The organism is Streptomyces sp. NPDC046939 (assembly GCF_040644575.1).
In the GTDB taxonomy this organism is placed as follows: Bacteria; Actinomycetota; Actinomycetes; order Streptomycetales; family Streptomycetaceae; genus Streptomyces.
On the sequence record NZ_JBEYWV010000020.1, the window covers coordinates 13,717 to 37,515 of the forward strand.

General features: G+C 71.0%; 20 protein-coding genes. 11 read left to right on the forward strand and 9 right to left on the reverse strand.

From position 1 onward, the window contains the following. Positions 1–49: 49 nt before the first annotated feature. A complete protein-coding gene (gene dusB / locus ABZ877_RS22040; protein ID WP_361073802.1) occupies positions 50–1,189 on the forward strand; it encodes a tRNA dihydrouridine synthase DusB in 1,140 nt (379 codons plus the stop codon). Positions 1,190–2,097: 908 nt separating this feature from the next. Then, positions 2,098–4,788 (forward strand): pyruvate, phosphate dikinase, encoded by a 2,691-nt coding sequence (gene ppdK / locus ABZ877_RS22045; RefSeq protein ID WP_361074079.1) that lies wholly within the window; start codon positions 2,098–2,100, stop codon positions 4,786–4,788. A 145-nt stretch (positions 4,789–4,933) separates the two neighbouring features. Here ppdK and nirD read toward each other — a convergent pair whose 3' ends face one another. Genes nirD through ABZ877_RS22060 form a run of 3 tightly spaced genes read right to left on the reverse strand, consistent with a single transcriptional unit; the run spans position 4,934 to position 9,133 of the window. Next, complete coding sequence (gene nirD, locus ABZ877_RS22050) at positions 4,934–5,293, reverse strand: nitrite reductase small subunit NirD (protein ID WP_361073804.1); 360 nt, start codon at positions 5,291–5,293, stop codon at positions 4,934–4,936. Beyond that, the gene (nirB, locus tag ABZ877_RS22055) at positions 5,290–7,914 is read right to left on the reverse strand and encodes a nitrite reductase large subunit NirB (RefSeq protein WP_361073806.1); all 2,625 of its coding nucleotides are present in this window, start codon (positions 7,912–7,914) and stop codon (positions 5,290–5,292) included. The genes nirD and nirB overlap by 4 nt, the downstream gene beginning before the upstream one ends. A 1-nt stretch (position 7,915) precedes the next feature. Beyond that, entirely contained in the window at positions 7,916–9,133 is a 1,218-nt protein-coding gene (locus tag ABZ877_RS22060; RefSeq protein ID WP_361073808.1) for an FAD-dependent oxidoreductase, read from the reverse strand. 158 nt (positions 9,134–9,291) lie between these two features. Between ABZ877_RS22060 and ABZ877_RS22065 the strand changes: the two genes are divergently transcribed. Then, a complete protein-coding gene (locus ABZ877_RS22065; protein WP_361073810.1) occupies positions 9,292–10,074 on the forward strand; it encodes a TSUP family transporter in 783 nt (260 codons plus the stop codon). On the opposite strand, the gene ABZ877_RS22070 is transcribed toward ABZ877_RS22065, so the two are convergent. The 5 genes from ABZ877_RS22070 to ABZ877_RS22090 form a co-directional block, all read right to left on the reverse strand. Then, positions 10,019–10,660: a class F sortase gene (locus ABZ877_RS22070; protein WP_361074081.1), complete on the reverse strand. Its 642-nt coding sequence runs from the start codon at positions 10,658–10,660 to the stop codon at positions 10,019–10,021. The two genes, ABZ877_RS22065 and ABZ877_RS22070, sit on opposite strands and share 56 nt — an antisense overlap. A 50-nt stretch (positions 10,661–10,710) precedes the next feature. Then, on the reverse strand, positions 10,711–11,232 hold the full coding sequence (locus ABZ877_RS22075) for a hypothetical protein (RefSeq protein ID WP_361073812.1): 522 nt from the start codon (positions 11,230–11,232) through the stop codon (positions 10,711–10,713). 308 nt (positions 11,233–11,540) lie between these two features. Then, entirely contained in the window at positions 11,541–13,634 is a 2,094-nt protein-coding gene (locus ABZ877_RS22080; RefSeq protein ID WP_361073814.1) for a molybdopterin oxidoreductase family protein, read from the reverse strand. Between the two features lie 101 nt (positions 13,635–13,735). Further along, on the reverse strand, positions 13,736–13,936 hold the full coding sequence (locus tag ABZ877_RS22085) for a DUF397 domain-containing protein (RefSeq protein ID WP_361073816.1): 201 nt from the start codon (positions 13,934–13,936) through the stop codon (positions 13,736–13,738). Beyond that, positions 13,933–14,760, reverse strand: a complete 828-nt coding sequence (locus ABZ877_RS22090; RefSeq protein ID WP_361074083.1) for a helix-turn-helix transcriptional regulator — start codon at positions 14,758–14,760, stop codon at positions 13,933–13,935. Before ABZ877_RS22090 ends, ABZ877_RS22085 begins: the two co-directional genes overlap by 4 nt. 110 nt (positions 14,761–14,870) lie before the next feature. Here ABZ877_RS22090 and ABZ877_RS22095 point away from each other — a divergent pair, with 110 nt between their 5' ends. From ABZ877_RS22095 to ABZ877_RS22110, 4 genes are read left to right on the forward strand one after another with little or no spacing between them, the layout of a single operon-like run. Further along, a complete protein-coding gene (locus tag ABZ877_RS22095) occupies positions 14,871–15,128 on the forward strand; it encodes a hypothetical protein (protein ID WP_361073818.1) in 258 nt (85 codons plus the stop codon). A 37-nt stretch (positions 15,129–15,165) separates the two neighbouring features. Continuing rightward, a complete protein-coding gene (tgmA, locus tag ABZ877_RS22100) occupies positions 15,166–15,402 on the forward strand; it encodes a putative ATP-grasp-modified RiPP (protein ID WP_361073820.1) in 237 nt (78 codons plus the stop codon). 1 nt (position 15,403) lies between these two features. Further along, positions 15,404–16,351, forward strand: a complete 948-nt coding sequence (gene tgmB, locus ABZ877_RS22105; RefSeq protein WP_361073822.1) for an ATP-grasp ribosomal peptide maturase — start codon at positions 15,404–15,406, stop codon at positions 16,349–16,351. Next, positions 16,348–17,505, forward strand: coding sequence for a methyltransferase domain-containing protein (locus tag ABZ877_RS22110; RefSeq protein WP_361073825.1), 1,158 nt, complete (start codon positions 16,348–16,350; stop codon positions 17,503–17,505). Before tgmB ends, ABZ877_RS22110 begins: the two co-directional genes overlap by 4 nt. Before the next feature lie 6 nt (positions 17,506–17,511). Here ABZ877_RS22110 and ABZ877_RS22115 read toward each other — a convergent pair whose 3' ends face one another. Beyond that, positions 17,512–18,180, reverse strand: coding sequence for an ElyC/SanA/YdcF family protein (locus ABZ877_RS22115; RefSeq protein ID WP_361073827.1), 669 nt, complete (start codon positions 18,178–18,180; stop codon positions 17,512–17,514). Positions 18,181–18,347: 167 nt separating this feature from the next. Here ABZ877_RS22115 and ABZ877_RS22120 point away from each other — a divergent pair, with 167 nt between their 5' ends. From ABZ877_RS22120 to dnaG, 4 genes are all read left to right on the forward strand, one after another. Beyond that, positions 18,348–19,052 (forward strand): sirohydrochlorin chelatase, encoded by a 705-nt coding sequence (locus ABZ877_RS22120; protein ID WP_361073829.1) that lies wholly within the window; start codon positions 18,348–18,350, stop codon positions 19,050–19,052. A gap of 38 nt (positions 19,053–19,090) precedes the next feature. Beyond that, a complete protein-coding gene (locus ABZ877_RS22125; protein ID WP_361073831.1) occupies positions 19,091–20,392 on the forward strand; it encodes a deoxyguanosinetriphosphate triphosphohydrolase in 1,302 nt (433 codons plus the stop codon). Positions 20,393–20,507: 115 nt separating this feature from the next. Then, positions 20,508–21,767: an FAD-dependent oxidoreductase gene (locus ABZ877_RS22130; RefSeq protein WP_361073832.1), complete on the forward strand. Its 1,260-nt coding sequence runs from the start codon at positions 20,508–20,510 to the stop codon at positions 21,765–21,767. Between the two features lie 60 nt (positions 21,768–21,827). After that, positions 21,828–23,735 carry a DNA primase gene (gene dnaG / locus ABZ877_RS22135; protein WP_361073835.1) on the forward strand — a complete coding sequence of 636 codons (1,908 nt, stop codon included), beginning with the start codon at positions 21,828–21,830 and terminating at the stop codon, positions 23,733–23,735. Positions 23,736–23,799: the final 64 nt, after the last annotated feature.

Below are 23,799 nucleotides of genomic sequence, written 5' to 3' on the forward strand. Positions count from 1 at the left end.
CAGCGTAATCCGTGCGGGGCCACGTTCGGCGTACGCGACAATAGGGGGCATGACCGCTACGACCACCCCCCTCGCCATCGGACCGCACACCGTCGTCCCGCCCGTGGTGCTCGCGCCCATGGCCGGGATCACGAACGCGCCCTTCCGCACCCTGTGCAGGGAGTTCTCCGGCGGCAAGGGTCTGTTCGTCAGCGAGATGATCACCACCCGCGCGCTGGTCGAGCGCAACGAGAAGACCATGCAGCTGATCCACTTCGACGCGAGCGAGAAGCCCCGCTCGATCCAGTTGTACGGGGTCGACCCGGCCACCGTCGGCAAGGCCGTCCGCATGATCGCGGAGGAAGACCTCGCCGACCACATCGACCTCAACTTCGGCTGCCCCGTCCCGAAGGTCACGCGCAAGGGCGGCGGCTCCGCCCTCCCCTACAAGCGGCCCCTGCTCCGCGCCATCCTGCGGGAAGCCGTCGCCGGGGCGGGCGACCTGCCCGTCACCATGAAGATGCGCAAGGGCATCGACGACGACCACATCACCTTCCTCGACGCCGGTCGCATCGCCGTCGACGAAGGCGTCACCGCCATCGCGCTGCACGGGCGCACCGCCGCCCAGCACTACGGCGGCACCGCCGACTGGGACGCCATCGCCCGGCTCAAGGAACACGTCCCCGAGATCCCCGTCCTCGGCAACGGGGACATCTGGTCGGCGGACGACGCCCTGCGCATGGTCCGCGAGACCGGGTGCGACGGGGTCGTCGTCGGGCGGGGCTGCCTCGGGCGGCCCTGGCTCTTCGCCGACCTCGTGGCGGCGTTCGAGGGGCGGGACGAGCGGGTGCGGCCCACGCTCCGCGTCGTCGCCGATGCGATGGTGCGGCACGCCGCGCTGCTCGGGGAGTGGATCGGGGACGAGGCGCGGGGCGTCATCGACTTCCGGAAGCACGTGGCCTGGTATCTGAAGGGGTTCTCGGTCGGGTCCGAGATGCGGAAGCGGCTGGCTGTGACGTCGTCCCTGGCGGAGCTTCGGGGCGGGCTCGATGAGCTGGATCTGGAGCAGGAGTGGCCGGCCGGGGCGGACGGGCCCCGGGGGCGTACGTCGGGGAACAACCGGGTTGTGCTGCCTGATGGGTGGCTGCGTGACCCGTACGACTGTGCGGGGCTCTCCGAGGATGCCGAGCTGGACACGTCCGGCGGCTGATCCTTCGCCGCCCGACCGGGGGAGCGGGCAGCGTCTGCCCCGCGCGGTCGCGTTGCCGGGTGTCGCGTGCGTTGTGGCTGGTCGCGCAGTTCCCCGCGCCCCTGCGGGGGCAGCGTTTGCCCCGGTCGGTCGTGTTGCCGGGTGCCGCGTGCGTTGTGGCTGGTCGCGCAGTTCCTCGCGCCCCTGCGGGGCAGCGTTTGCCCCGTTCCCTCGCGTTGCCGGGTGCGCCGTCGTTGTGGCTGGTCGCGCAGTTCCCCGCGCCCCTGGAGGCTGCGCCTCCCCCCCCGTGCGCGCCCCGAGATGGCGCACGAAGTGCGCATCTCAGGGGCGCGGGGAACTGCGCGACCAGCCACGACGCGACCCGCGCTCGACCGTCGACCGGGCCCGGCACACGCGGGGTCGAAGCAAAAGTGGCCCGAACCTTCCCACCCCGGTGGCCACAGGACCCGCTCAACCACCCCGCCCGCGTCCGGATAGTGACATCCGCCCGTTCACCCGCCCCCAAAAACGGCGTGATTCTCGCCACCCCTGATCACCCCACCGCTCAAACGAGCGCGGCCAGCGCGAGTGCACTTCCTCAAGACGTGGCACTCAGTGCCATCGCTCGATCATTTACGCCTTGAACGCAGATGAGAGTAAGTGCCGCTCATGTGAGCGAATTTTGCCAGCTCTAGACAATCCGGGTTCAGGAAGTGAACGCGCCACCTACTCTCCCCGTACCGCCCAGTCACTTTCGATCTCCTGGCGGACGAGCGGTTACGGCCCCATGACGGCAAAGTGGACGTACCCAGGTGCCTTGGATCTGGGTATGTTCCTCGCCGTCAGGGCAGCCACCGAGCCTCGAGGAGTCGAGACCCGTGTCGGAAAACAAAGATCCTCAGGTAACCGAGCAGGGCACCGAGCAAGGCGTGAAGTTCGTCTATGACTTCACCGAGGGCAACAAGGACCTCAAGGACCTCCTCGGCGGCAAGGGTGCCAACCTCGCCGAGATGACCAACCTGGGCCTTCCCGTCCCGCCGGGCTTCACCATCACCACCGAGGCCTGCAAGGTCTACCTCGAGAGCGGCGCCGAGCCGGTGGCACTGCGTGACGAGGTCGGCGCGCACCTCGACGCGCTCGAGAAGAACATGGGGAAGAAGCTCGGCCAGGCCGACAACCCCCTTCTCGTCTCCGTCCGTTCGGGCGCCAAGTTCTCCATGCCCGGCATGATGGACACCGTCCTGAACATCGGTCTCTCGGACAAGTCGGTGCAGGGCCTCGCCAAGCAGGCCGGCGACGAGCGCTTCGCCTGGGACTCCTACCGCCGTCTCATCCAGATGTTCGGCAAGACCGTCCTCGACGTCGACGGCGATCTTTTCGAGGAGGAGATCGAGAAGGCCAAGCGGGCGAAGAAGGTCACCGTCGACACCGATCTCGACGCCGCCGATCTGAAGAAGCTGGTCACCCGCTTCAAGAAGATCGTCAAGACCGAGGCCGGGCGCGACTTCCCGCAGGACCCGCGCGAGCAGATGGACCTGGCGATCCACGCGGTCTTCGACTCGTGGAACACCGACCGCGCCAAGCTCTACCGCCGCCAGGAGCGCATCCCGCACGACCTCGGCACGGCGGTCAACGTCTGCTCCATGGTCTTCGGCAACCTCGGCCCCGACTCGGGCACCGGTGTCGCCTTCACCCGTGACCCCGCCTCGGGCCACCAGGGCGTCTACGGCGACTACTTGCAGAACGCGCAGGGCGAGGACGTCGTCGCCGGTATCCGCAACACGGTGCCGCTCGCGGAGCTTGAGCAGATCGACAAGAAGTCGTACGACCAGCTCATGCAGATCATGGAGACCCTGGAGAACCACTACAAGGATCTCTGCGACATCGAGTTCACCATCGAGCGCGGCCAGTTGTGGATGCTCCAGACGCGGGTCGGCAAGCGCACCGCCGGTGCCGCCTTCCGGATCGCGACCCAGCTTGTCGACCAGGGGCTCATCGACGAGGCCGAGGCCCTTCAGCGCGTCACGGGCGCCCAGCTCGCCCAGTTGATGTTTCCCCGCTTCGACGAGGACGCGAAGGTCGAGCTCCTCGGGCGCGGCATCGCCGCCTCGCCGGGTGCCGCTGTCGGCAAGGCCGTCTTCGACTCGTACACCGCCATCAAGTGGTCGCGCTCCGGCGAGAAGGTCATCCTGATCCGCCGCGAGACCAACCCCGACGACCTCGACGGCATGATCGCCGCCGAGGGCATCCTGACCTCGCGCGGCGGCAAGACCTCGCACGCGGCCGTCGTCGCGCGCGGCATGGGCAAGACCTGTGTCTGCGGCGCCGAGGATCTCGAAGTCGACACCAAGCGGCGCCGGCTCACCGCCGGGAACGTGGTGGTCGAGGAGGGGGACGTCATCTCCATCGACGGTTCCACCGGCAAGGTGTACCTCGGTGAGGTGCCCGTCGTGCCGTCCCCGGTCGTGGAGTACTTCGAGGGGCGCATGCACGCGGGGGCCGACGACGCCGACGAGCTGGTCGGCGCCGTGCACCGCATCATGGCCTACGCCGACCGCGTACGCCGCCTGCGCGTCCGCGCCAACGCCGACAACGCCGAGGACGCGCTGCGCGCCCGCCGGTTCGGCGCCCAGGGCATCGGCCTGTGCCGTACCGAGCACATGTTCCTCGGTGAGCGCCGCGAGATGGTCGAGAGGCTGATCCTCGCCGACACGGACACCGAGCGCGAGGAGTCCCTGAAGCAGCTTCTGCCGCTCCAGAAGCAGGACTTCGTCGAGCTGTTCGAGGCCATGGACGGGCTGCCGGTCACGGTCCGCCTCCTCGACCCGCCGCTGCACGAGTTCCTGCCCGACATCACCGAGCTGTCGGTGCGCGTCGCCCTCGCCGAGTCCCGCCAGGACAACAACGAGAACGACCTGCGGCTGCTCCAGGCCGTGCACCGGCTGCACGAGCAGAACCCGATGCTGGGTCTGCGCGGTGTACGGCTCGGGCTCGTCATTCCCGGTCTCTTTGCCATGCAGGTACGGGCCATCGCCGAGGCCGCCGCCGCCCGCAAGGCCGCCAAGGGCGACCCGCGCGCCGAGATCATGATCCCGCTCGTCGGCACCGTTCAGGAGCTGGAGATCGTCCGCGAGGAGGCGGACCGGGTCATCGCGGAGGTCGAGGAGCAGAGCGGCGTGCAGCTGAAGCTCGCCATCGGCACCATGATCGAGCTGCCCCGCGCCGCCCTCACCGCCGGGCAGATCGCCGAGGCTGCGCAGTTCTTCTCCTTCGGCACGAACGACCTCACCCAGACCGTGTGGGGCTTCAGCCGCGACGACGTCGAGGCGTCGTTCTTCACCGCGTACCTGGAGAAGGGCATCTTCGGGGTGTCGCCGTTCGAGACGATCGACAAGGACGGCGTCGGCTCGCTCGTGCGCAACGCCGTCGAGGCGGGGCGTGCCACGCGGCCCGACCTGAAGCTCGGTGTCTGCGGTGAGCACGGCGGCGACCCGGAGTCGGTCCACTTCTTCCACGAGGTGGGGCTCGACTACGTGTCCTGCTCGCCGTTCCGCATCCCGGTGGCCCGTCTTGAGGCGGGGCGCGCCGCGTCCACGTCGGCGGGCAGCGACCACCGCTGACGCGACGGAGACCCCGGAGCCGCCGTCGGTCCCCGACCCTCACCGATCGGCGGCGGCTCCGGCGCGAGACGGAGGAGCGGCACCCCTGTGCGGGGGGTGCCGCTCCTCCGATGTGTGCGGGTGGGCGCGGGGCGCTCGGGACGCGTCAGGCCGTGCGTACGGGGTAGGTCCGCAGCGTCACCGTGTCGTCGTCCAGGCAGCGGCCCGTCTCCAGGTCGAAGCGCTGCTTCAGCAGCGGCGACGCCACGAACGGCCGGCCAAGGGCCGAGCCGAGCAGCCCGCGCGACAGCACGGCCGCCCCGGTGAACGGGTCCGTGTTGTCCACCGCGTACACCCGGCCCGTACGGTCGAGGAAGACCGCCGCCTGGCTGCCGTCCGGAAGCAGGGCGGCGACGCCGCGGCCGGCGGTGAGGCGCGGCAGGTCGCAGACCGTGAACCAGACCCCTCTCACGTCGAGTTGGACGAGGAGCGTCGTCTGCTCGGGGGCGAGCGTCGTCGGCGTCATCGGATGGCCAGTCCTTCCAGGGTCGGCATCGGGAGCAGGGGCGGTTCCGGTTTGATCTGGTCGCGCTCCGGCACGAAGCGGACCGTCGGGTCGGGGGTGCCGGGCGCGTTCACGAACGACACGAAGCGGGCCAGGCGCTCCGGGTCGTCCAGCGTCTCGGCCCACTCGTCGCGGTAGTGCGCCACGTGCGCGGCCATCAGCGCCTCCAGCTCGTCGCAGATGCCGAGCGAGTCGTGCACGACGACATCCCGTACGTGGTCCAGGCCGCCGTCGATCCGGTCCAGCCAGGCCGCCGTGCGCTCCAGGCGGTCGGCGGTGCGGATGTAGAACATCAGGAAGCGGTCGATCAGGCGGATCAGCTCCGCGTCGCTCAGGTCCTGGGCGAGGAGGTCGGCGTGGCGCGGGGTCATGCCGCCGTTGCCGCCCACGTACAGGTTCCAGCCGTTGGCCGTGGCGATGACGCCGAAGTCCTTCGACTGGGCCTCCGCGCACTCGCGGGCGCACCCCGACACCGCCGACTTCAGCTTGTGCGGCGCCCGCAGGCCCCGGTAGCGCAGCTCCAGGTCGATCGCCATGCGGACCGAGTCCTGCACCCCGTACCTGCACCACGTCTCGCCCACGCACGACTTCACCGTGCGCAGCGACTTGCCGTACGCGTGGCCCGACTCGAAGCCCGCGTCCACCAAGCGGGACCAGATGGCGGGGAGCTGGTCGACGCGCGCGCCGAACAGGTCGATGCGCTGGCCGCCCGTGATCTTCGTGTACAGGTTGAAGTCGCGGGCCACCTCTCCTATGACGATGAGTTTGTCCGGGGTGATCTCGCCGCCCGGGATGCGTGGCACCACCGAGTACGAGCCGTTCTTCTGCAAGTTGGCGAGGAAGTGGTCGTTCGTGTCCTGGAGCGCCGACTGCTCGCCCGCCAGGACATAGCCGTCCGCGCCGATCGACGGGGCCAGCGAGGCGATGATCGAGCCGACCGTCGGCTTGCAGACCTCGCAGCCCTCCCCGCCGCGCGCCTCCTCGCGGCCGTGCTCGTCCAGGAGACGGGCGAAGGACGCGATCCGCTTGACGCGCACGATCTCGTACAGCTCCTGGCGGGTGTGCGCGAAACAGCCGCACAGGCCCGTCTCACCGGACGCCGGGAGGAGCTGGGTGATCAGCTTGACGCAGCTCCCGCAGCCCGTGCCGGCCTTCGTGCACTTCTTCACCTCCGGCAGCGTCGGGTGCGCGCAGATCTCGCCCTTCGTCACGTTGTGGCAGGAGCAGATGACGGCGTCGGCGGGCAGCGCCTCCGGGCCGAGCTGCGCCGGGGCGCCCGCGCCCGCGGGCAGCACCAGCTGCTCCGGTGCGAGCGGCGGCACCGTGCCGGTCAGCGCGCGCAGCGTCCCGTACGCCTCCGCGTCGCCGACGAGGACGCCGCCGAGCAGTTCGCCGCCCGCGCCCATCACCAGCTTCTTGTACGTGCCCGAGCGCGAGTCCGAGTAGACGACGTCCAGGCAGCCCTCGGTCGCCCCGTGTGCGTCGCCGAACGACGCCACGTCCACGCCGAGCAGCTTCAGCTTCGTGGAGAGGTCCGCGCCCGTGAACGTCGTCGTGTCCGTGCCAGCCGTGTCAGCCTTGTCGGCCGTCCCCGCGCGGGCGATCGTCGCCGCCGCCGTCAGCGCCATCTCGTAGCCCGGCGCCACCAGGCCGTACACCCTGCCGTCCGCCGCCAGCGCGCACTCGCCGATCGCGAACACCGCCGGGTCGCTCGTCCGGCACTCCTCGTCCACCTTGACGCCGCCGCGCTCGCCGACCTCCAGGCCCATGGCGCGGGCCAGTTCGTCGCGGGGGCGGACGCCCGCGGAGAAGACGACCAGGTCGGTGGGGAGTTCCGTGTCGTTCGAGAGTTTCATCGCCCGAACGGTCTGGTTCTGGTTGTGGTTGTGGTTCTGGTTGTGGTTGTGGTTTTGGTTCTCGTCCTCGGTCACGAGGATCTCCTGCGTGGCCACTCCCGTGTGCACCGTCAGGCCCATGTCCGTGATCGTGCGCAGCAGCGCCGCGCCGCCGCCCTCGTCCACCTGCACCGGCATCAGGCGCGGCGCGAACTCCACGATGTGCGTCGTCAGGCCCAGGCCCTGGAGTGCGCCCGCCGCCTCCAGACCGAGCAGGCCGCCGCCCACCACCGCGCCGACCGTCGCGTGGTTCTTCGCGTACTCCTCGATCGCGTACAGGTCCTCGATCGTGCGGTAGACGAAGCAGCCCCGCGCATCCTTGCCCGGGACCGGGGGGACGAAGGGGTACGAGCCCGTCGCCAGGACCAGCGTGTCGTACTCCACCGTCAGGCCCGAGCGGGCGCGTACGGTCCTGCTCGCGCGGTCCACCGTCAGCGCCGGGTCGCCCACGTGCAGTTCTATGTGGTGCCTCTCGATGAACTCCGGGTCCGTCAGCGACAGTTCCTCCGGTGTCGTGCCCGAGAAGTACGAGGTCAGGTGGACCCTGTCGTACGCGGGGCGGGGCTCCTCGCACAGGACGACCACGCGGTGCGTCCGGGTCAGGCCGCGCTCGGCCGCCGCCTCCAGGAAGCGCTGGCCGACCATGCCGTGGCCGACGAGGACGAGGGTGGGCTTCGAGGTCGCCATGTCAGAGGCCTCCGTCGTGAGTGAGCAGGTGCAACAGCGGCGCGCCGTCGTCGGCGGGCAGCGCTTCGTTCGATTCCCAGGCGTGCGCCAGCGCGCCGACGCCGCCGAGCGCCCCCACCAGGACCCCGCCGACCAGGCGGTCGCCGCGGACGACGACCCTGCGGTACGTGCCCCGCGTCGCGTCCGCGAGCTGCACCACGTCGTCGCCGGGGAGCGGTTCCGTCTCGCCGAACGCGGCCAGGTCCAGGGGGTCCGCCGCGTGGGGGAGGGTCAGGCGGGTCAGGGTCCTCGTGCCCGAGTACGTTCTCGGGGCGCCCTCGCCCGTGAGTACGTTCGCCAGCGCGTCGGCCTGTTCCAGCGCCGGCGTCGCCAGGCCGTAGACCCTGCCCGCGTGCTCGGCGCAGTCGCCCACCGCGTGGATGTGCGGGTCACTCGTGCGCAGCTCGTCGTCCACGACGATGCCCCTGCGCACCTCCAGGCCCGCCGCCTTCGCCAGACCCGTCCTGGGGCGGGCTCCGCAGGCCAGGACCGTGACGTCCGTGTCCAGTACGTAGCCGTCGTGCAGTTCTACGTGGCTGACCTTGCCGTTCGTCGTCCCTACCGCCTTCACCCTGCACTCCGTGTGGATCTCCACGCCGAGTGCGGTGAGGTGCTTCGCGACCAGTGCGGAGGATTCCGGGTCCAGGTGGCGTTCCATCAGGCGTTCCGCCTGCTGCACCAGGACCACCTGTGCTCCGCGGCGGGCCAGTGCGCGCGCCGCCGACACGCCCAGCAGGCCGCCGCCGATCACCACCGCGCGCGGGCCCTCCCGCACCGCCTCCGACAGCGCCACGCAGTCGTCCATCGTGCGGAACGCGTGGACTCCGGCGGGCAGGGCCGTCGCGCCCGGTTCGAACAGGCCGCGGAGTGGGGGCAGTACCGGGTTCGCGCCCGTTGCCAGGATCAGGGTTTCGTACTCCAGTTCCGCGCCGTTCTCGCAGCGGATCGTGTGGTGGGACCGGTTCAGCTCCGTGACTTTGGTCTGGAGGTGCTTCGGCTTCGGCTCGGGGGTCGGCAGTCTGATGACCTCCGGGCCGTAGCTGCCCGCCAGGACCTCCGCCAGCAGCACCCTGTTGTACGGGGCGTGCGGCTCCTCCCCGATCAGCACCGCGTCACCGCCCAGACGGGCGGCGACCCGGGTGCCGGCCAGGCCGGTGCCTATGACCACGACGCGCTTCATGTCTCGTAGCCTGCGGGTGCGGTGTTTCTCCGTGGCGTCCCGTCCGTTTCCCCGGGGGAACGGGTGTCTCAGCGGGGGTGTGCGGCGGGTGTGAGGGGGTGTGTGCCGGGTGTGGGGTGGGCCGGGGGTCGCTGCTCTCTGCTCATAAAGTCAGGGCCATGCCTGACATATCCCTGGCCACCCTCGTCGTCCTCTGCCTCGCCGCCCTCGCCGCCGGCTGGGTCGACGCCGTCGTGGGTGGTGGCGGACTGCTCCTCCTGCCCGCTCTCCTGCTCGGCCTCCCCAGCTCCGCCGCCGGGCCCTACGCCCTCGGCACCAACAAAGCCGTCTCCATCGTCGGCACCACCGGCGCCGCGATCACCTACGCCCGCCGCGCCCCCGTCGACGTACGCCTCGCCGCCCGCATCGGCGTCGCCGCGCTCGCCGGGTCCACCGGGGGCGCGCTGCTCGCCGCCGGGCTCAGCACCGACGTCCTCAAACCCATCGTCATGGTCGTCCTCGTCTGCGTCGGCGCCTTCGTCCTCTTCCGGCCCGCCTTCGGCACCGCCCCCTCCGCCGAGCCGCTCCCGGCGCGGCGGGTCCTCGCCGCCATCGGGTTCGCCGGGCTCGGGATCGGGTTCTACGACGGGCTCATCGGGCCCGGTACCGGGACGTTCCTCGTTCTCGCCCTGACCGCTCTCCTCCATCTCGATCTCGTCGTCGCCTCCGCCACCGCGAAGATCGTCAACTGCTGCACCAACGCCGGGGCCCTCGCCATGTTCGGGCTCAAGGGCACCGTCTACTGGCAGCTCGCCGGGCTCATGGCCCTCTTCAACCTCGCCGGGGGAATGGTGGGCGCTCATACCGCCCTGAAGCGGGGTGCCTCCTTCGTGCGGGTCGTCCTGCTCAGTGTGGTGTGTGCGCTGGTCGTGAAGATGGCCTATGAACAGTGGGTCGCTTGATCAAATGGGCGAAGACCACGACGTTGCCCTCGTACCCCGTGCGGGGTGAGAACGGGCCTCCACACGTGATCACTCGCAGCTCCGCGCGGTCCGCCGGGCCGTACACCTTCTCGTCCGGGAAGTCCCTCGCCGGGTACATCCGCACCGCGTCCACCGCGAACACCGCCACCGAACCGTCCCGCCTCTCGATCTCCACCGTCCTGCCGCGCCTCAGCGCGCCCAAGGCGTAGAAGACCGCCGGGCCCTCCGCGTTGTCCACATGACCCGCCACCACCGCCGTGCCGCGCTCGCCGGGGCTCGTGCCCGCCGCGTACCAGCCCGCCAGGTTCTTCTCCTGCGGCGGCGGCACGTCCAGGCTTCCGTTCCGCGACAGGCCGACGCCCGTCAGCGGGGCGTCCACGTCGATCGACGGGATGCGGATACGGGTCGGGGGTGACGGGGGCAGCGGGGGCGCGTCCGCGCCGTCGCCGGTCCGGGGGGCGGGGCTCGCCTGTTCCGGTGACGGCTGGGGCGGGGGGTGGCCCGCCGCGCCGCCGGCCAGGAGCCAGGCGCCCGTCGTCAGGGAGAGCACCGTCACCATGCCCATGGCCGCGTTCACCGTGCTGACCGGCTTGCATCGCACGGGCCTCACTCGCCTCAGAGCCTGCCGTCCCTTGTCCTGCGGTGCAGCAGCCATGTGCCGCCCGCGGCGGCCGCGGCCAGCGCCGCGACGCCCGCGGTCGTCTGCACCGGGTCCGGGCCGAGGGCGCCGCCCACGCCCGTGGGGACGTGGCCGCGGGGCATCCGCGCTTCTGTCGCCGTTGTTTGCTGTGTTGTCGACACGATCAGGTCGCCGGTCACCTTCGTGCCGCCCGAGCAGCGGGCGGTGATCTCGTACGTGCCCGGCTGCGCCGCCGCCGGGACCTCGAAGCGTGCCGTCGCCCGGTGGGAGGCCCTGTCCGGGGCCAGCGTGATCGGGCCCGGGCCGACCGCCCCGGCGTCCGCGGCCGCCGTGCCGTGCGTGCCGCAGGCCGTCGTGGTGAGGGTGACCGTGGTGCCGGGGGCCGCCGTCGCCGGGTACACCTCCAGGCCGCCCTGCGACGCCGTGGCGGACGCTGTCGTGAACGCGGCGGCCATCACGGTGAACGCGGCGGCTGCCACGGGTCGGCCTGTGCGCATCGTCCTCGCTCCTTCGTGGGCGTCGGGTGCGCCCCTGCAAGGTCGAGGTAAGTGGCAGGGCGTCACGTTCGCATGCTGTGTACGCCTGAATGGAGGGTGGCCGTCTGATGTGCCGTCAGCGGCTGTCTGTTTCGATCCGACAGGTGTCGGGGTGGGTACGGTGCCGCCCGGGGCATGTCCGTGCTCGCCATCTTGATGGCATCGCCGGTCTCTTCGGATGCCGTCACCGCGTGAACTGTGCTGCGCGCGCACATACCCCGACCGGCCCCTCCCGTCTCGTACGCGACTGATCGCCGGTGGGGCTCGCTTCAGACGCCCCGTTCCAGCCTCACCGCGCACACCTTGAACTCCGGCATCCGTGACGTCGGGTCGAGTGCCGGGTTCGTCAGCGTGTTCGCCCTGCCCTTGCCCGGCCAGTGGAACGGCATGAAGACCGTGTCCGGGCGGATGGCCGGGGAGAGGCGGGCCGGTGCCTGTGCTGTGCCCCGGCGGGAGACCACCTTGACCTGGGCGCCTTCCGCGATGCCGAGGCGTGCCGCCAGGCGGGGGTGCAGTTCCACGTACGGGGATGGGGCCGCCCTGTTCAGCTCCGGTACCCGGCGCGTCTGTGCTCCGGACTGGTACTGCGCCACCACCCTGCCCGTCGTGAGGTGGAGGGGGTAGTCCGCGTCCGGTTCCTCCGCTGCCGGGCGGTGGGTCACCGGGGTGAAGCGGGCCCTGCCGTCCTCCGTCGCGAAGCGGTCCAGGAAGAGGCGGGGCGTCCCCGGGTGGTTTTCTTCCGGGCACGGCCAGTGCAGGGATTCGTCCTGTTTCAGGCGGTCGTAGCTGATTCCCGCGTAGTCCGCCGGGCCGCCCGCCGAGGCGCGGCGCAGTTCGTCGAAAACCTCTTCGGCTTCGGTCGGGAAGCCGTCGGTCAGGTCTGGGTTCAGGCGTGCCGTCAGGTCACGGAGTACGGCCAGGTCGGATCTCGTGTTCTCGGGTGGGGTCAGTGCCTGGCGGCGCAGGAGGACTCGGCCCTCCAGGTTTGTCGTGGTTCCTGACTCCTCCGCCCACTGGGTCACCGGGAGCACGACGTCTGCCAGTTCCGCTGTCTCGGAGAGGACCACGTCCGCCACCGCCAGGAAGTCGAGGGAGCGGAGTCGCTGTTCTATGTGTGCGGCGCGGGGAGCCGAGACCACCGGGTTGGAGCCCATGACGAGGAGGGATTGGATGTCCGTGCCCAGGGCATCGAGGAGTTCGTACGCCGAGCGGCCCGGGGCGGGGAGGGACTCCGGGGGTACGTTCCAGACCGCCGCCACATGGGCCCGTGCCGCCGGGTCCGCGAGTTTGCGGTAGCCGGGGAGCTGGTCCGCCTTCTGGCCGTGTTCGCGGCCGCCCTGGCCGTTGCCCTGGCCAGTCAGGCAGCCGTAGCCGGACAACGGGCGTCCCGGGCGGCCCGTCGCCAGGGCCAGGTTGATCCAGGCGCCCACCGTGTCCGTGCCCTTGGACTGCTGTTCCGGGCCGCGTGCCGTGAGGATCATGGCGGCGGCGGGTGTGGTGTACAGGCGTACCGCTTCGCGCAGGTGCGGGAGGGGGACTCCTGTCACTCGTTCCACGTACTCCGGCCAGTGCGCCATCGCCGCTGACCGCGTCTCCTCCCAGCCGCTCGTACGGTCCCGTATGTACTCCTCGTCCACCCTGCCCTCGGCCACGACCAGGTGCAGCATGCCGAGCGCCAGGGCCAGATCGGTGCCTGGGCGCGGGGCCAGGTGCAGGTCGGCCTGTTCCGCTGTGCGGGTGCGGCGGGGGTCGATCACTATCAGCTTGCCGCCGTTGGCCTTCAGCTCGCTGAGGTAGCGCATCGCCGGTGGCATCGTCTCGGCCAGGTTCGAGCCCACCAGGATCACGCAGCCTGTGTGCGCGATGTCCTCCAGCGGGAAGGGCAGGCCGCGGTCGAGGCCGAAGGCTTTTTGGTTCGCTGCCGCCGCCGATGACATGCAGAAGCGGCCGTTGTAGTCGATCTGCGACGTGCGCAGGACCGTGCGGGCGAACTTGCCCAGCGCGTACGCCTTCTCGTTCGTCAGGCCGCCGCCCCCGAACACCGCGCAGGCGTCATTGCCGTGCTCCGTGCGGACGCGGGTCAGGTTGGCGGCTATCGCGTCCAGCGCCTCGGTCCAGGTGGCCGGTTCGAGGGTGCCGGACTGTCTGCGGATCAGCGGGGTCGTCAGGCGGGCGTTTGGAGCCAGTACCGCCGCCGCGCTCTGGCCCTTTCCGCACAGCGCGCCCTTGTTCACCGGGAAGTCCTCCCGGCCCGCGACCTTCACGCTCGCCCCGTCCGGCGTGAGCGTCATCCCGCACTGCAGCGCGCAGTACGGGCAATGGGTCGGGGTCGCGGCGGCCGGGGGCGCGGTGTGCGTGTGCATACCGTCAGGGTGGGCGGGTCGTGTTACGCGGTGCGGGTGGAACGGGTTACGTGAGGGGTACGCGCATCTCGCGCCCGCCCACCGATGAGTGTGAGGTCAGGTCAGAACTCCCCGGCCTTGACGCTCGCCACGAACGCGGCGAACGAGCCGGCCGGGAAGTCCACGACCGGACCGGCCGGATTCTTGGAGTCGCGGACAGGAACCAGGCCGTGGGAAGCAGCGAGGTTGGTGGCGATCTCGATGCACTGGCCGCCGTTTTCGCTGTACGAGGACGTGAACCACTGGGGGCTTTCGGTCGTCACGGGGTGCCCTTTCGAAGCTGTTCGATCATGGCGACGGAAGCCGCTTGTGAGAGCGCTTCAGCCTGTAGCTGATGGTAGGTCGTAAGGGTCCGCAGTACGAACGTGCTTTCCCGTTCGAGATGCCCTTGCTGCGATGACTCGGCGTAGGACACGAGGGACCGGTCGGCCAGTGTGAGAACAGTTACGGGGAGGCTGAACGGACGGCGAGCACCCATGTCGAACGGGGCGATCTGGACGACGGTGTTGGGCAGATCGGCGAATTCGACCAGCCGCTTGAACTGTGCGTCCATGATGGCTGCATCGCCGATCGGACGCCGGATGCAGCTTTCGTCCAGGACGATCAGGACGAGCGGCGCCGGGGCGCGATCGAGGGTCGCCTGTCGTTCGGCGACGAGCGCGATGCGTTCCTCCGCCTGGTCGGCGGTGATCGCGCCGCGCTTTACATCGCTCTCGGCGAGCACGCGGGCGTACTCCGGGATTTGCAGCAGACCGGGGACGACACCCACCTCGTACAGCCGGATCTCCGCCGCCTTGCCCTCGTGGGCCAGGTACTCGGGGAAGCCCTCCAGGAGCGCGGTGTGCCGGACGGACCTGCTGTGGCGCTGGAACAGTTCGCCTGTCCCGCACGCCTTGTCGGCGCTTGCGGCGAAGTGAAGAGTTGGAGGGCGGCGACCAGTTTCGACGGCGGAGATGTGTGTTCCGGAGAAGCCCATCCGTTCGCCCAGTTCGTCCTGGGTCCACCCTCGTTCATCCCGCATCCTGCGCAGACGCTCCCCGAACGCCGCTGCGGGGGAGGACTCCGGGTCCAGATCTTTTCGGTTCACCGCATACTGCCCAACTCTTCGTTCGGAACACGCAAGTTGAAGACGCCTCACAGACTGCGCCACGCTGAGCCCGCTTGGTAGTCGAGCGACTACAGAGAGGAGTGGTGGCGATGTCGGAAGACGTTCCCACAGATCGGCCCGGGCCCGCAGGGCTTCCGGAAACGGGTGCGCTCATGGTGGACACCAGCCGAAGAAGCCGGGTCGGGGAGTTCCGCGGAGCCGTCGGCTCGTACTGGTACCTGCGCCCGGTCACCGGCGGGGTGGAGTGGGAAGTCGCTCCCCAGGACGCCCGCCCGGCGGACCCCGGCGAACGCCTGAGCGCGGAGACCGCCCGGGCGAACGCGCGAAGCCGCGGCGATGTGCTGTAGCGCGCCACAAGACCAGCTCGTTCAGGAGGAGAACAGCATGAGTACAACCGCGTCTGCCACGCCCGTCCCGTTCGGCGTCCGGCACCTGGTGTCACCGGCCCCGGCGAACGACGAAGCGCCCGTCATCACGTACAGCGACACGCTTCAGCTGAACGTCTCCGCCGAGGGGAACCCGTGGCACGCGATCACGGCGGAGATGCCCGAGACGCAGACGGAGACCAGTAACGGCGACAGCAACGCGCCGGGCTCCGACAGCGGAACCGACCTGTACTGACATGCGGCCCATCCTCGTACTGACCGGCCGGGACGATCTCACGGCCGATGCGGTGGTCGAGGAGCTGGTGAAGCGCGGTGAACGAGTGGTCAGGTATGACACCGCTGACTTCCCGACCGCCTCCCGTCTGGCCGTCTCCCTCACCGGGGGCGGTTGGACGGGGGCCCTCACCGGCTCCCGCACGGTCCGGCTGGAATCCGTGAAATCGGTGTGGTGGCGACGCCCCAACGAGTTCCGGACCCCGGACGACTGGCCCGGCCACGCCCGCGCGCTCGCGGTCTCGGAAGCCCGGTCCGGACTGCTCGGCGTCCTCGGCTCGCTGCCCGTCCGGTGGGTCAACCATCCGAGCAAGGATGCCGCCGCCAACTACAAGCCCGTGCAACTCGCCGTGGCCGCGCGGAGCGGACTTGAGGTACCGCGCTCCGTGATCACCTCGGACCCCGAACATGCCCGTGTGTTCATGGGGGACGGCACGGTCGTCTACAAGGGGCTCGGCGGTGGTGTGCTCGGTCCTGGGGGACGGCGGCAGTTCCTCCCGGTGGCGCTCGTCCGCGCGGACCAGATGGACGACGCGGTGAGTGGCACCGCCCACTTGTTCCAGGAGCGTGTGGACAAGGCGTACGAAGTGCGTCTGACCGTGATCGGGGACCGCATGTTCCCCGTCGCCATCCACACCGACAGCGAAGCCGCGCGACTCGACTGGCGAACGGATTACCGGTCCCACCGGTACGACGTGGTGGACATGCCGGCGGAGGTCGCGAAGGCGGTCCGACAGCTCATGAACGAACTCGGCCTGTATTTCGGCGCATTGGATTTCGCCGTCACCCCGGACGGACGGTGGGTGTTCTTCGAGGTGAACCCCAACGGTCAATGGCACTGGCTCGCTGTCAGAGCCGGTGTCCCGCTCGTCGAAGCCATGGCCGATGCCCTGCAAGGAGACCCAGCATGACCGTAGCGCCCCCATGGGCCGAAGCCGCCGAAGCGCTTGCCGACAAGGTGACCGCCGACGCTCCCGCATGGCACGACGCCGTGCGCAACACCCCTCGACACCGACTCGTGCCACGTTGGTGGCAGCGCGTCCCGGAGAGCCCCTCGCAGGAGTGGGCCTTGGTGGACCTCCCCGAGGACTCCACCGAGCGGCTGCACGCCGCGTACACGAACGAGACACTCGTCACCCGCGTCGGCCCCACGCACGCGGACCACGCCGCCTCCGGTGAACGCGGCAGGGGTCAGCCCACCTCGTCCAGCACCCTGCCGGGGCTCATCGTGTCCATGGCGCACCAGCTCGATGTGCGCCTCGGTCACCAGGTACTGGACGTGGGGACGGGCTCCGGATACTCCGCCGGGCTGTTCGCCCACCGCTTCGGCGACGAGAACGTGACCAGCGTGGATGTCGACCCGTACCTGGTCGAGGCCGCCCGGACCCGCCTCGCCGCGTTCGGACGCACTCCACGGGTGGAGGCGGTCGACGCCACCGGGGAACTGCCCGATCCGGAGTACGACCGCATCATGGCGACCGTTTCCGTACGGCCCGTCCCGGCCTCGTGGCTCCGCGCACTGCGTCCGGGCGGGCGGCTGGTCACGACCATTGCCCATACCGCCCTCCTGATCACGGCGGACATGGGCAGGGACGGCATCGCGCGCGGCATGGTCAAGGCCGACACCGCCACGTTCATGGAGACCCGGCGGACAGCGGACTACCCGGCCGGACTGGACCACGTCTTCGTCGGCGCGCGGGTGCGGGAGGGCGAGGACGTGCGGCCCCCGGACGGGCCGATCCCCGACCTGTGGCAGGAATGGCCGCTGCGGTGGCTGTACGAACTGGACACGCCCGGGGTCGAGACCCGTGCCGCCATCTGCCCGGACCACGGACGACGCGTCGTCTGGCTGCTCGCCCCGGACGGGTCCTGGGCGCGAGCCGAGGACGGGGACAGGCCCATGGTCCACCAGGGCGGAGCCCGACGGCTCTGGGACGACCTGGAACGGGTCCGCGGAAGGTGGGAGGAGAACAACCGGTTCTCTCTGCACTCGATGCGGGCCGTACTCACCGCCGAGGGCAGCACTCTGTCCTCCCCGGACGGGTCCTGGGCCTTTCCTGTCTGACGGGTCTCAGCGGGCCCCCGCCAGCGCCCGCTGAACGCCCGGCTCGCGCGGGCCCAGGAAGTGCGGGTCCGGGTGGAGCAGCGCGTCCAGGGCCGCCTTGGCCGCCGCCGGCACCTCGCGCGCTCCTCCCGCGTACCAGGTCATGTCCCGGTTCTCGGCCACGCCGACGCCGTACGCGTTCACCCCTGCCGCCTCGCACAGGGCCACCGCCCGGCGGATGTGGAAGTCCTGGCTCAGCAGGATCGCTTCGCGTACCCCGAAGATCTTCTTCGCGCGTACGCACGAGTCCCAGGTGTCGAAGCCCGCGTAGTCGCTGACCACCGCCCTGTCCGGCACCCCGTGGCGGGTCAGGTAGGCGCGCATCGCGTCCGGCTCGTCGTAGTCCGTGCGGCTGTTGTCGCCCGTGACCAGGACGACCCGGACCTTGCCGGTCCGGTACAGCTCGGCCGCCGCGTCCAGGCGGTGCGCCAGGTAGGGGGAGGGTTCGCCCTGCCACAAACCCGCCCCGAACACCATCGCCACCTCGGTGGGCGGCGCGTCCGCAGGCGTGCGGAGGCGGTCGCCGGTCGTCGTGAACAGCCATGCCGAGGGCAGCAGCGCCAGCGCGCAGAGCGCCATGAGTGCTTGCAGGGCGTGCCGTCGGGCCCGGCGGGTGCGGAACGGGGACAGGCGCATGGGGTTCCCGGGGGCGGAGGGTGTCGGTGGTCGTCCGCCGTGCAAGACGTTGAGCGGGGACAAACGGTTCGCGCTCACCGCTGGATGCCTCGTGCCGTGATGTCGGCGCAACGGGCCGTCATCGGGGGTGCAACGGAGGCGCAACGCGGTGTCTGCACCATCGGGTCATGACCGAATCCCGCGCCGCTCTGGTTCTTGTCGCGCACGGCAGCCGTGATCCGCGTGCTCTGGACACCGTGCGTGAGCTCGTCGCGCGTGTGCGCGGGCAGCGGCCGGGGCTCGATGTGCGGCTCGCCCACATCGAGCTGAACGAGCCGCTGGTCGCGGACGTCCTCGACGGGCTGGCGGGGCGCGCCGTTCTCGTGCCGCTGCTCCTGTCGCGCGGGTACCACGTCAAGCGGGACCTGCCCCGGGCCGCCGAGGCCGCCGGGCATCTGGTGACCCGGGTCGCCGGACCGCTCGGGCCGCATCCGCTCCTCGTCGACGTGCTCCACGCGCGGCTGGCGGAGAGCGGCTGGGACGGGCGGGGCGGGGTCGTGCTCGCCGCCTCCGGGTCGCGGGACCCGGACGCCGACGCCGATACGCGGCACACCGCCGGGCTGCTCGCCGCGCGGCTCGGGGTCCCCGTGGTGCCCGCCTACGCCTCGGGGAGCGGGCCCGGGTTCGCCGACGCCCGGCGCGTCCTCGGTCACCGGGCCGCCCTCGCCTCGTACTTCACCGCGCCCGGACGGTTCGCCATGGAGGCGGCGGAGGCGTTCGGTGAGGGGTGCGTCGCGGCGCCGCTCGGCGCCCATCCGGATGTCGCCCGGCTCGTCCTGCACCGTTACGACCGGGCCGTGCTCGGGCTCGGGCGGGCGCTCGTACCCGTCTGACCACACCCTTTGACGGTGCCTGGCCTTAATGTCGGTGCATGAACACCACGGACGAAGGTGCCGGTACGTACGACGAGGCGGACGTCGAGCGCTGGGCCGCCGAGCCCGACAAGCGTCCGGGGCGCACCGCGTTCCAGCGCGACCGGGCCCGCGTTCTGCACTCCTCGGCGCTGCGCAGGCTCGCGGGCAAGACGCAGGTCGTCACGCCGGGCACGCGCAGCCGCCACTGGGACGCGAGCCCCCGGACCCGGCTCACGCACTCTCTTGAGTGCGCGCAGGTGGGGCGTGAGCTGGGTGCTGCTCTGGGGTGCGATCCCGATCTGGTCGAGACGGCCTGTCTCTCCCATGACATGGGGCATCCGCCCTTCGGGCACAACGGTGAGCAGGCTCTCAACGAAGTCGCCGCGGACTGCGGGGGATTCGAGGGGAACGCGCAGTCCCTGCGGCTGCTCACCCGGATCGAGCCGAAGCGGTTCGTGCGGTCCGCCGAGACGGGGGAGCTGGTCAGTGTCGGGCTCAACCTGACGCGGGCCGCCCTCGACGCCGCCACCAAGTACCCGTGGCCGCGCGGCGAGCACCCGAGCGATCCCTCCTCGGGCAAGTTCGGGGTCTACGAGGACGACCGGCCCGTCTTCGACTGGGTCAGGAAAGGCGCGCCCGGGCGCCGCACCTGCTTCGAGGCGCAGGTCATGGACTGGGCCGACGACGTCGCCTACTCCGTGCACGACCTGGAGGACGGGCTGCACGCCGGGCACCTCGACCCGAACATGCTGCACGCCGAGCCCGAGCGCAGGGACGTCTTCGCCGTCGCCCTCGGACGGTACGTGCCCGCCGACACCGACCCCGCCGAACTCGCCGCCGCCCTCGACCGGCTCCTGGACCAGGAGTGGTGGCCGCACGGGTACGACGGCACCGCCGTCTCCCAGGCCCGGCTGAAGGACGCCACCAGCCAGCTCATCGGGCGGTTCTGCCTGGCCGCCGAGACCGCCACCCGCGCGCGGTACGGCACCGGGCGCCTCACGCGGTACGCCGCCGAGCTGGTCGTGCCGCGCGCCGCCCGGCACGAGTGCGCCGTCCTCAAGGCGGTCGCCGACCGGTACGTCATGCAGCGGCCGCAGCAGGAGCGGCTCCGCGCCGACCAGCGGATCGTCGTCGCCGAGCTGGCGGAGGCGCTGGCGGCGCGGGCGCCGGACGGGCTCGACCCGCAGTTCCGCGCCCTGTTCGACGACGCGCCCGACGACCGTACGAGGAAGCGGGTCATCGTCGACCAGATCGCGTCCCTGACGGACGCGTCGGCGCGTTCCCTGCACGCCCGACTGTCGCTCGGACACGGGGTGTGACGGAGACGATCGGGGGCACCGGGGGCAGGTGCCCTGATCGGGTCACGCCCCCTTCCCGCATCACGCTGCGTGCGGGACGCTCGCATATGACGGCAGCGCAACGAGGAGGCATCAAGTGGTCGACGCGGACCAGACGTTCGTCATCGTCGGAGGAGGGCTCGCCGGGGCGAAGGCCGCCGAGACGCTCCGCGCGGAAGGGTTCACCGGGCGGGTGATCCTCATCGGTGACGAGCTGGACCACCCGTACGAGCGCCCGCCCCTGTCCAAGGGGTATCTGCAGGGCAAGGAGGAACGGGAGAGCGTCTTCGTCCACGAGCCCGCCTGGTACGCGAGCAACGACGTCGAGCTGCGGCTCGGCCAGACGGTCACCGCCGTCGACCGGGACGCCAAGGCGGTCCGGCTCGGTGACTCCACCGTCATCCGCTACGACAAGCTCCTCCTCGCCACCGGCGCCGAACCGCGCCGCCTCGACATCCCCGGCACGGACCTCGTCGGCGTCCACCACCTGCGCCGCCTCGCCCACGCAGAACGGCTGAAGAACGTGCTCGGCTCGCTCGGCCGGGACAACGGCCACCTCGTCATCGCGGGCGCGGGATGGATCGGCCTGGAGGTCGCCGCCGCCGCGCGCGAGTTCGGCGCCGAGGTGACCGTCGTCGAGCCGGAGCCGACGCCGCTGCACGGCGTGCTCGGGCCCGAGGTCGGGCAGATCTTCACCGAGCTCCACAGCGATCACGGCGTCCGCTTCCACTTCGGCGCCCGGCTCACCGAGATCACCGGCCAGGACGGTCTCGTGCTCGCCGCTCACACCGACGACGGCGAGGAGCACCCCGCGCACGACGTCCTCGCCGCGATCGGCGCCGCCCCGCGCACCGCCCTCGCCGAGAACGCCGGGCTCGCCCTCGTCGGCAGGGAGCACGGCGGCGGCATCGCCGTCGACGCCTCCCTGCGCACCTCCGACCCCGACATCTACGCGACCGGGGACGTCGCCGCCCTGGAGCACCCCCTGTACACGGAGCGGCTGCGCGTCGAGCACTGGGCCAACGCGCTGAACGGCGGACCGGCCGCCGCCCGCGCCATGCTCGGCCAGGACGTCACCTACGACCGCGTGCCCTACTTCTTCTCCGACCAGTACGACGTCGGCCTGGAGTACTCGGGGTGGGCGCCCCCGGGCTCGTACGACCAGGTCGTGCTGCGCGGCAACGCGGGCAAGCGCGAGTTCATCGCCTTCTGGCTGAAGGACGGGCAGGTCCTCGCCGGGATGAACGTGAATGTGTGGGACGTCACCGACCCCATCCAGCAGCTCATCCGCTCGGGTGTGCGGCCCGGTACGGAGCGGCTGTCCGACCCGACCGTCCCCCTCGGCGACCTCCTGTGACCCGGGCCGCGTCCACGCCGGAGTGACGAGGGTGTCAGTGGCGGGCCGTAGAATTCTCCCGTGGCTGGCAGGATCAACGACGAGGACGTGAAGGCTGTTCGGGACGCGGTCCCGATCGACGCCGTGGTCTCGGAGTACCTGCAGTTGCGCAACGCGGGCGGCGGGAACCTGAAGGGCCTGTGCCCCTTCCACGACGAGAAGTCACCCTCCTTCCAGGTCAGCCCGAGCAAGGGGTTCTTCCACTGCTTCGGCTGCCAGGAGGGCGGCGACACCATCACGTTCGTGATGAAGATCGACCACCTCACCTTCTCCGAGGCGGTCGAGCGCCTGGCCGGTCAGGCCGGCATCACCCTGCGCTACGAGGAAGGCGGCTACAACCCCTCCCACCAGCGCGGCGAGCGCATCCGCCTGGTCGAGGCGCACAAGGTCGCCGCCCAGTTCTACGCCGAACAGCTGGAGTCCCCGGAAGCGGAGATCGGCCGCGCCTTCCTCGCCGAGCGCGGCTTCGACCAGGCCGCCGCCGCGCACTTCGGCGTCGGCTACAGCCCGGCCGGATGGGACCACCTCACCCGCTTCCTGCGCGGCAAGGGCTTCACCGACAAGGAGCTGACCCTCTCCGGGCTCTCCCAGGAAGGCCGCCGCGGGCCCATCGACCGCTTCCGCGGGCGCCTCATGTGGCCGATCCGCGACATCGGCGGCGAGGTCGTCGGCTTCGGCGCCCGCCGCCTGCGCGACGACGACAACGGGCCGAAGTACCTCAACACGCCCGAGACCCCGATCTACAAGAAGTCGCAGGTCCTCTACGGCATCGACCTCGCCAAGAAGGAGATCGCCAAGACCTCCCGGGCCGTCGTCGTCGAGGGGTACACCGACGTCATGGCCTGCCACCTCGCCGGGGTCACCACCGCCATCGCCACCTGCGGCACCGCCTTCGGCGGCGACCACATCAAGATCCTCCGCCGCCTCCTGATGGACAACGGCTCGGCGCGGGTCATCTTCACCTTCGACGGGGACGCCGCCGGGCAGAAGGCCGCCCTGCGCGCCTTCGAGGACGACCAGAAGTTCGCCGCCGAGACGTACATCGCCATCGCGCCGGACAACATGGACCCCTGCGACCTGCGCCTGCTCAAGGGCGACGAGGCGGTCGCCGAGCTGGTCGAGCCGCGCACGCCGCTGTTCGAGTTCGCGCTGCGCCAGATCGTCTCGCGGTACGACCTGGAGACCCCGGCCGGGCGCGCCGCCGCGCTCGACGAGGCCGCGCCCGTCGTCGCCCGCATCAAGAACAGCGCGTCCCAGCACGAGGTCGCCGTCCAGCTCGCCGGCATGCTCGGCATCCTCGACACCCAGTTCGTCGTCAAGCGCGTCGCCCAGATCGCCCGCTGGGCCCGCGACCGCGGCGGCAAGGGCCCGGCCCCCGCCGCCGGGCGCGGCCGCCTCCTGCCCGAGATGGCCGCCCCGGCCGCCCCCGCCTTCGGCGGCCCCGCGCTCACCCTGCGCAACCCCGTCTACGCCACCGAGCGCGAACTGCTCAAGCTCGCGCTGCAACACCCCCACCTGGTCTCCCCGGCGTTCGACGCGTACGGCGTCGACGAGTTCACCGCCCCGCCCTACGCCGCCGTACGCCTCGCCATCCTGGAGGCGGGCGGCGCCGAGCAGGGCACCCACGACCCGCACGAGTACCTGGTCCGCGTCCGCGACGCGGCGCCGGACGACGCGGTGCGCGCCATGGTCACCGAGCTGGCCGTCGAGGCGATCCACCGCAAGACGGTCGACGAGGCGTACGCGGGCGAGCAGCTCGTCACCGTCCGCAGGCGCGCCGTCGAGCGCCGCATCCACGACATGCAGTCCACGTTCACCCGCCTCGCCTCCGGCGGCGACCCGGCCCAACTCGCGGCCGTGCAGAACGAGTTGTGGGTGCTCCAGCAGTACGACCAGGCGCTGCGCGAGCGGGGCGCGGACGCCCTGTAGGCGCCGGACCACGCTGCCGCGCGCCGTTTCGGTCCGTTCGGGGACGGGCAGGGCGGGCACCCGT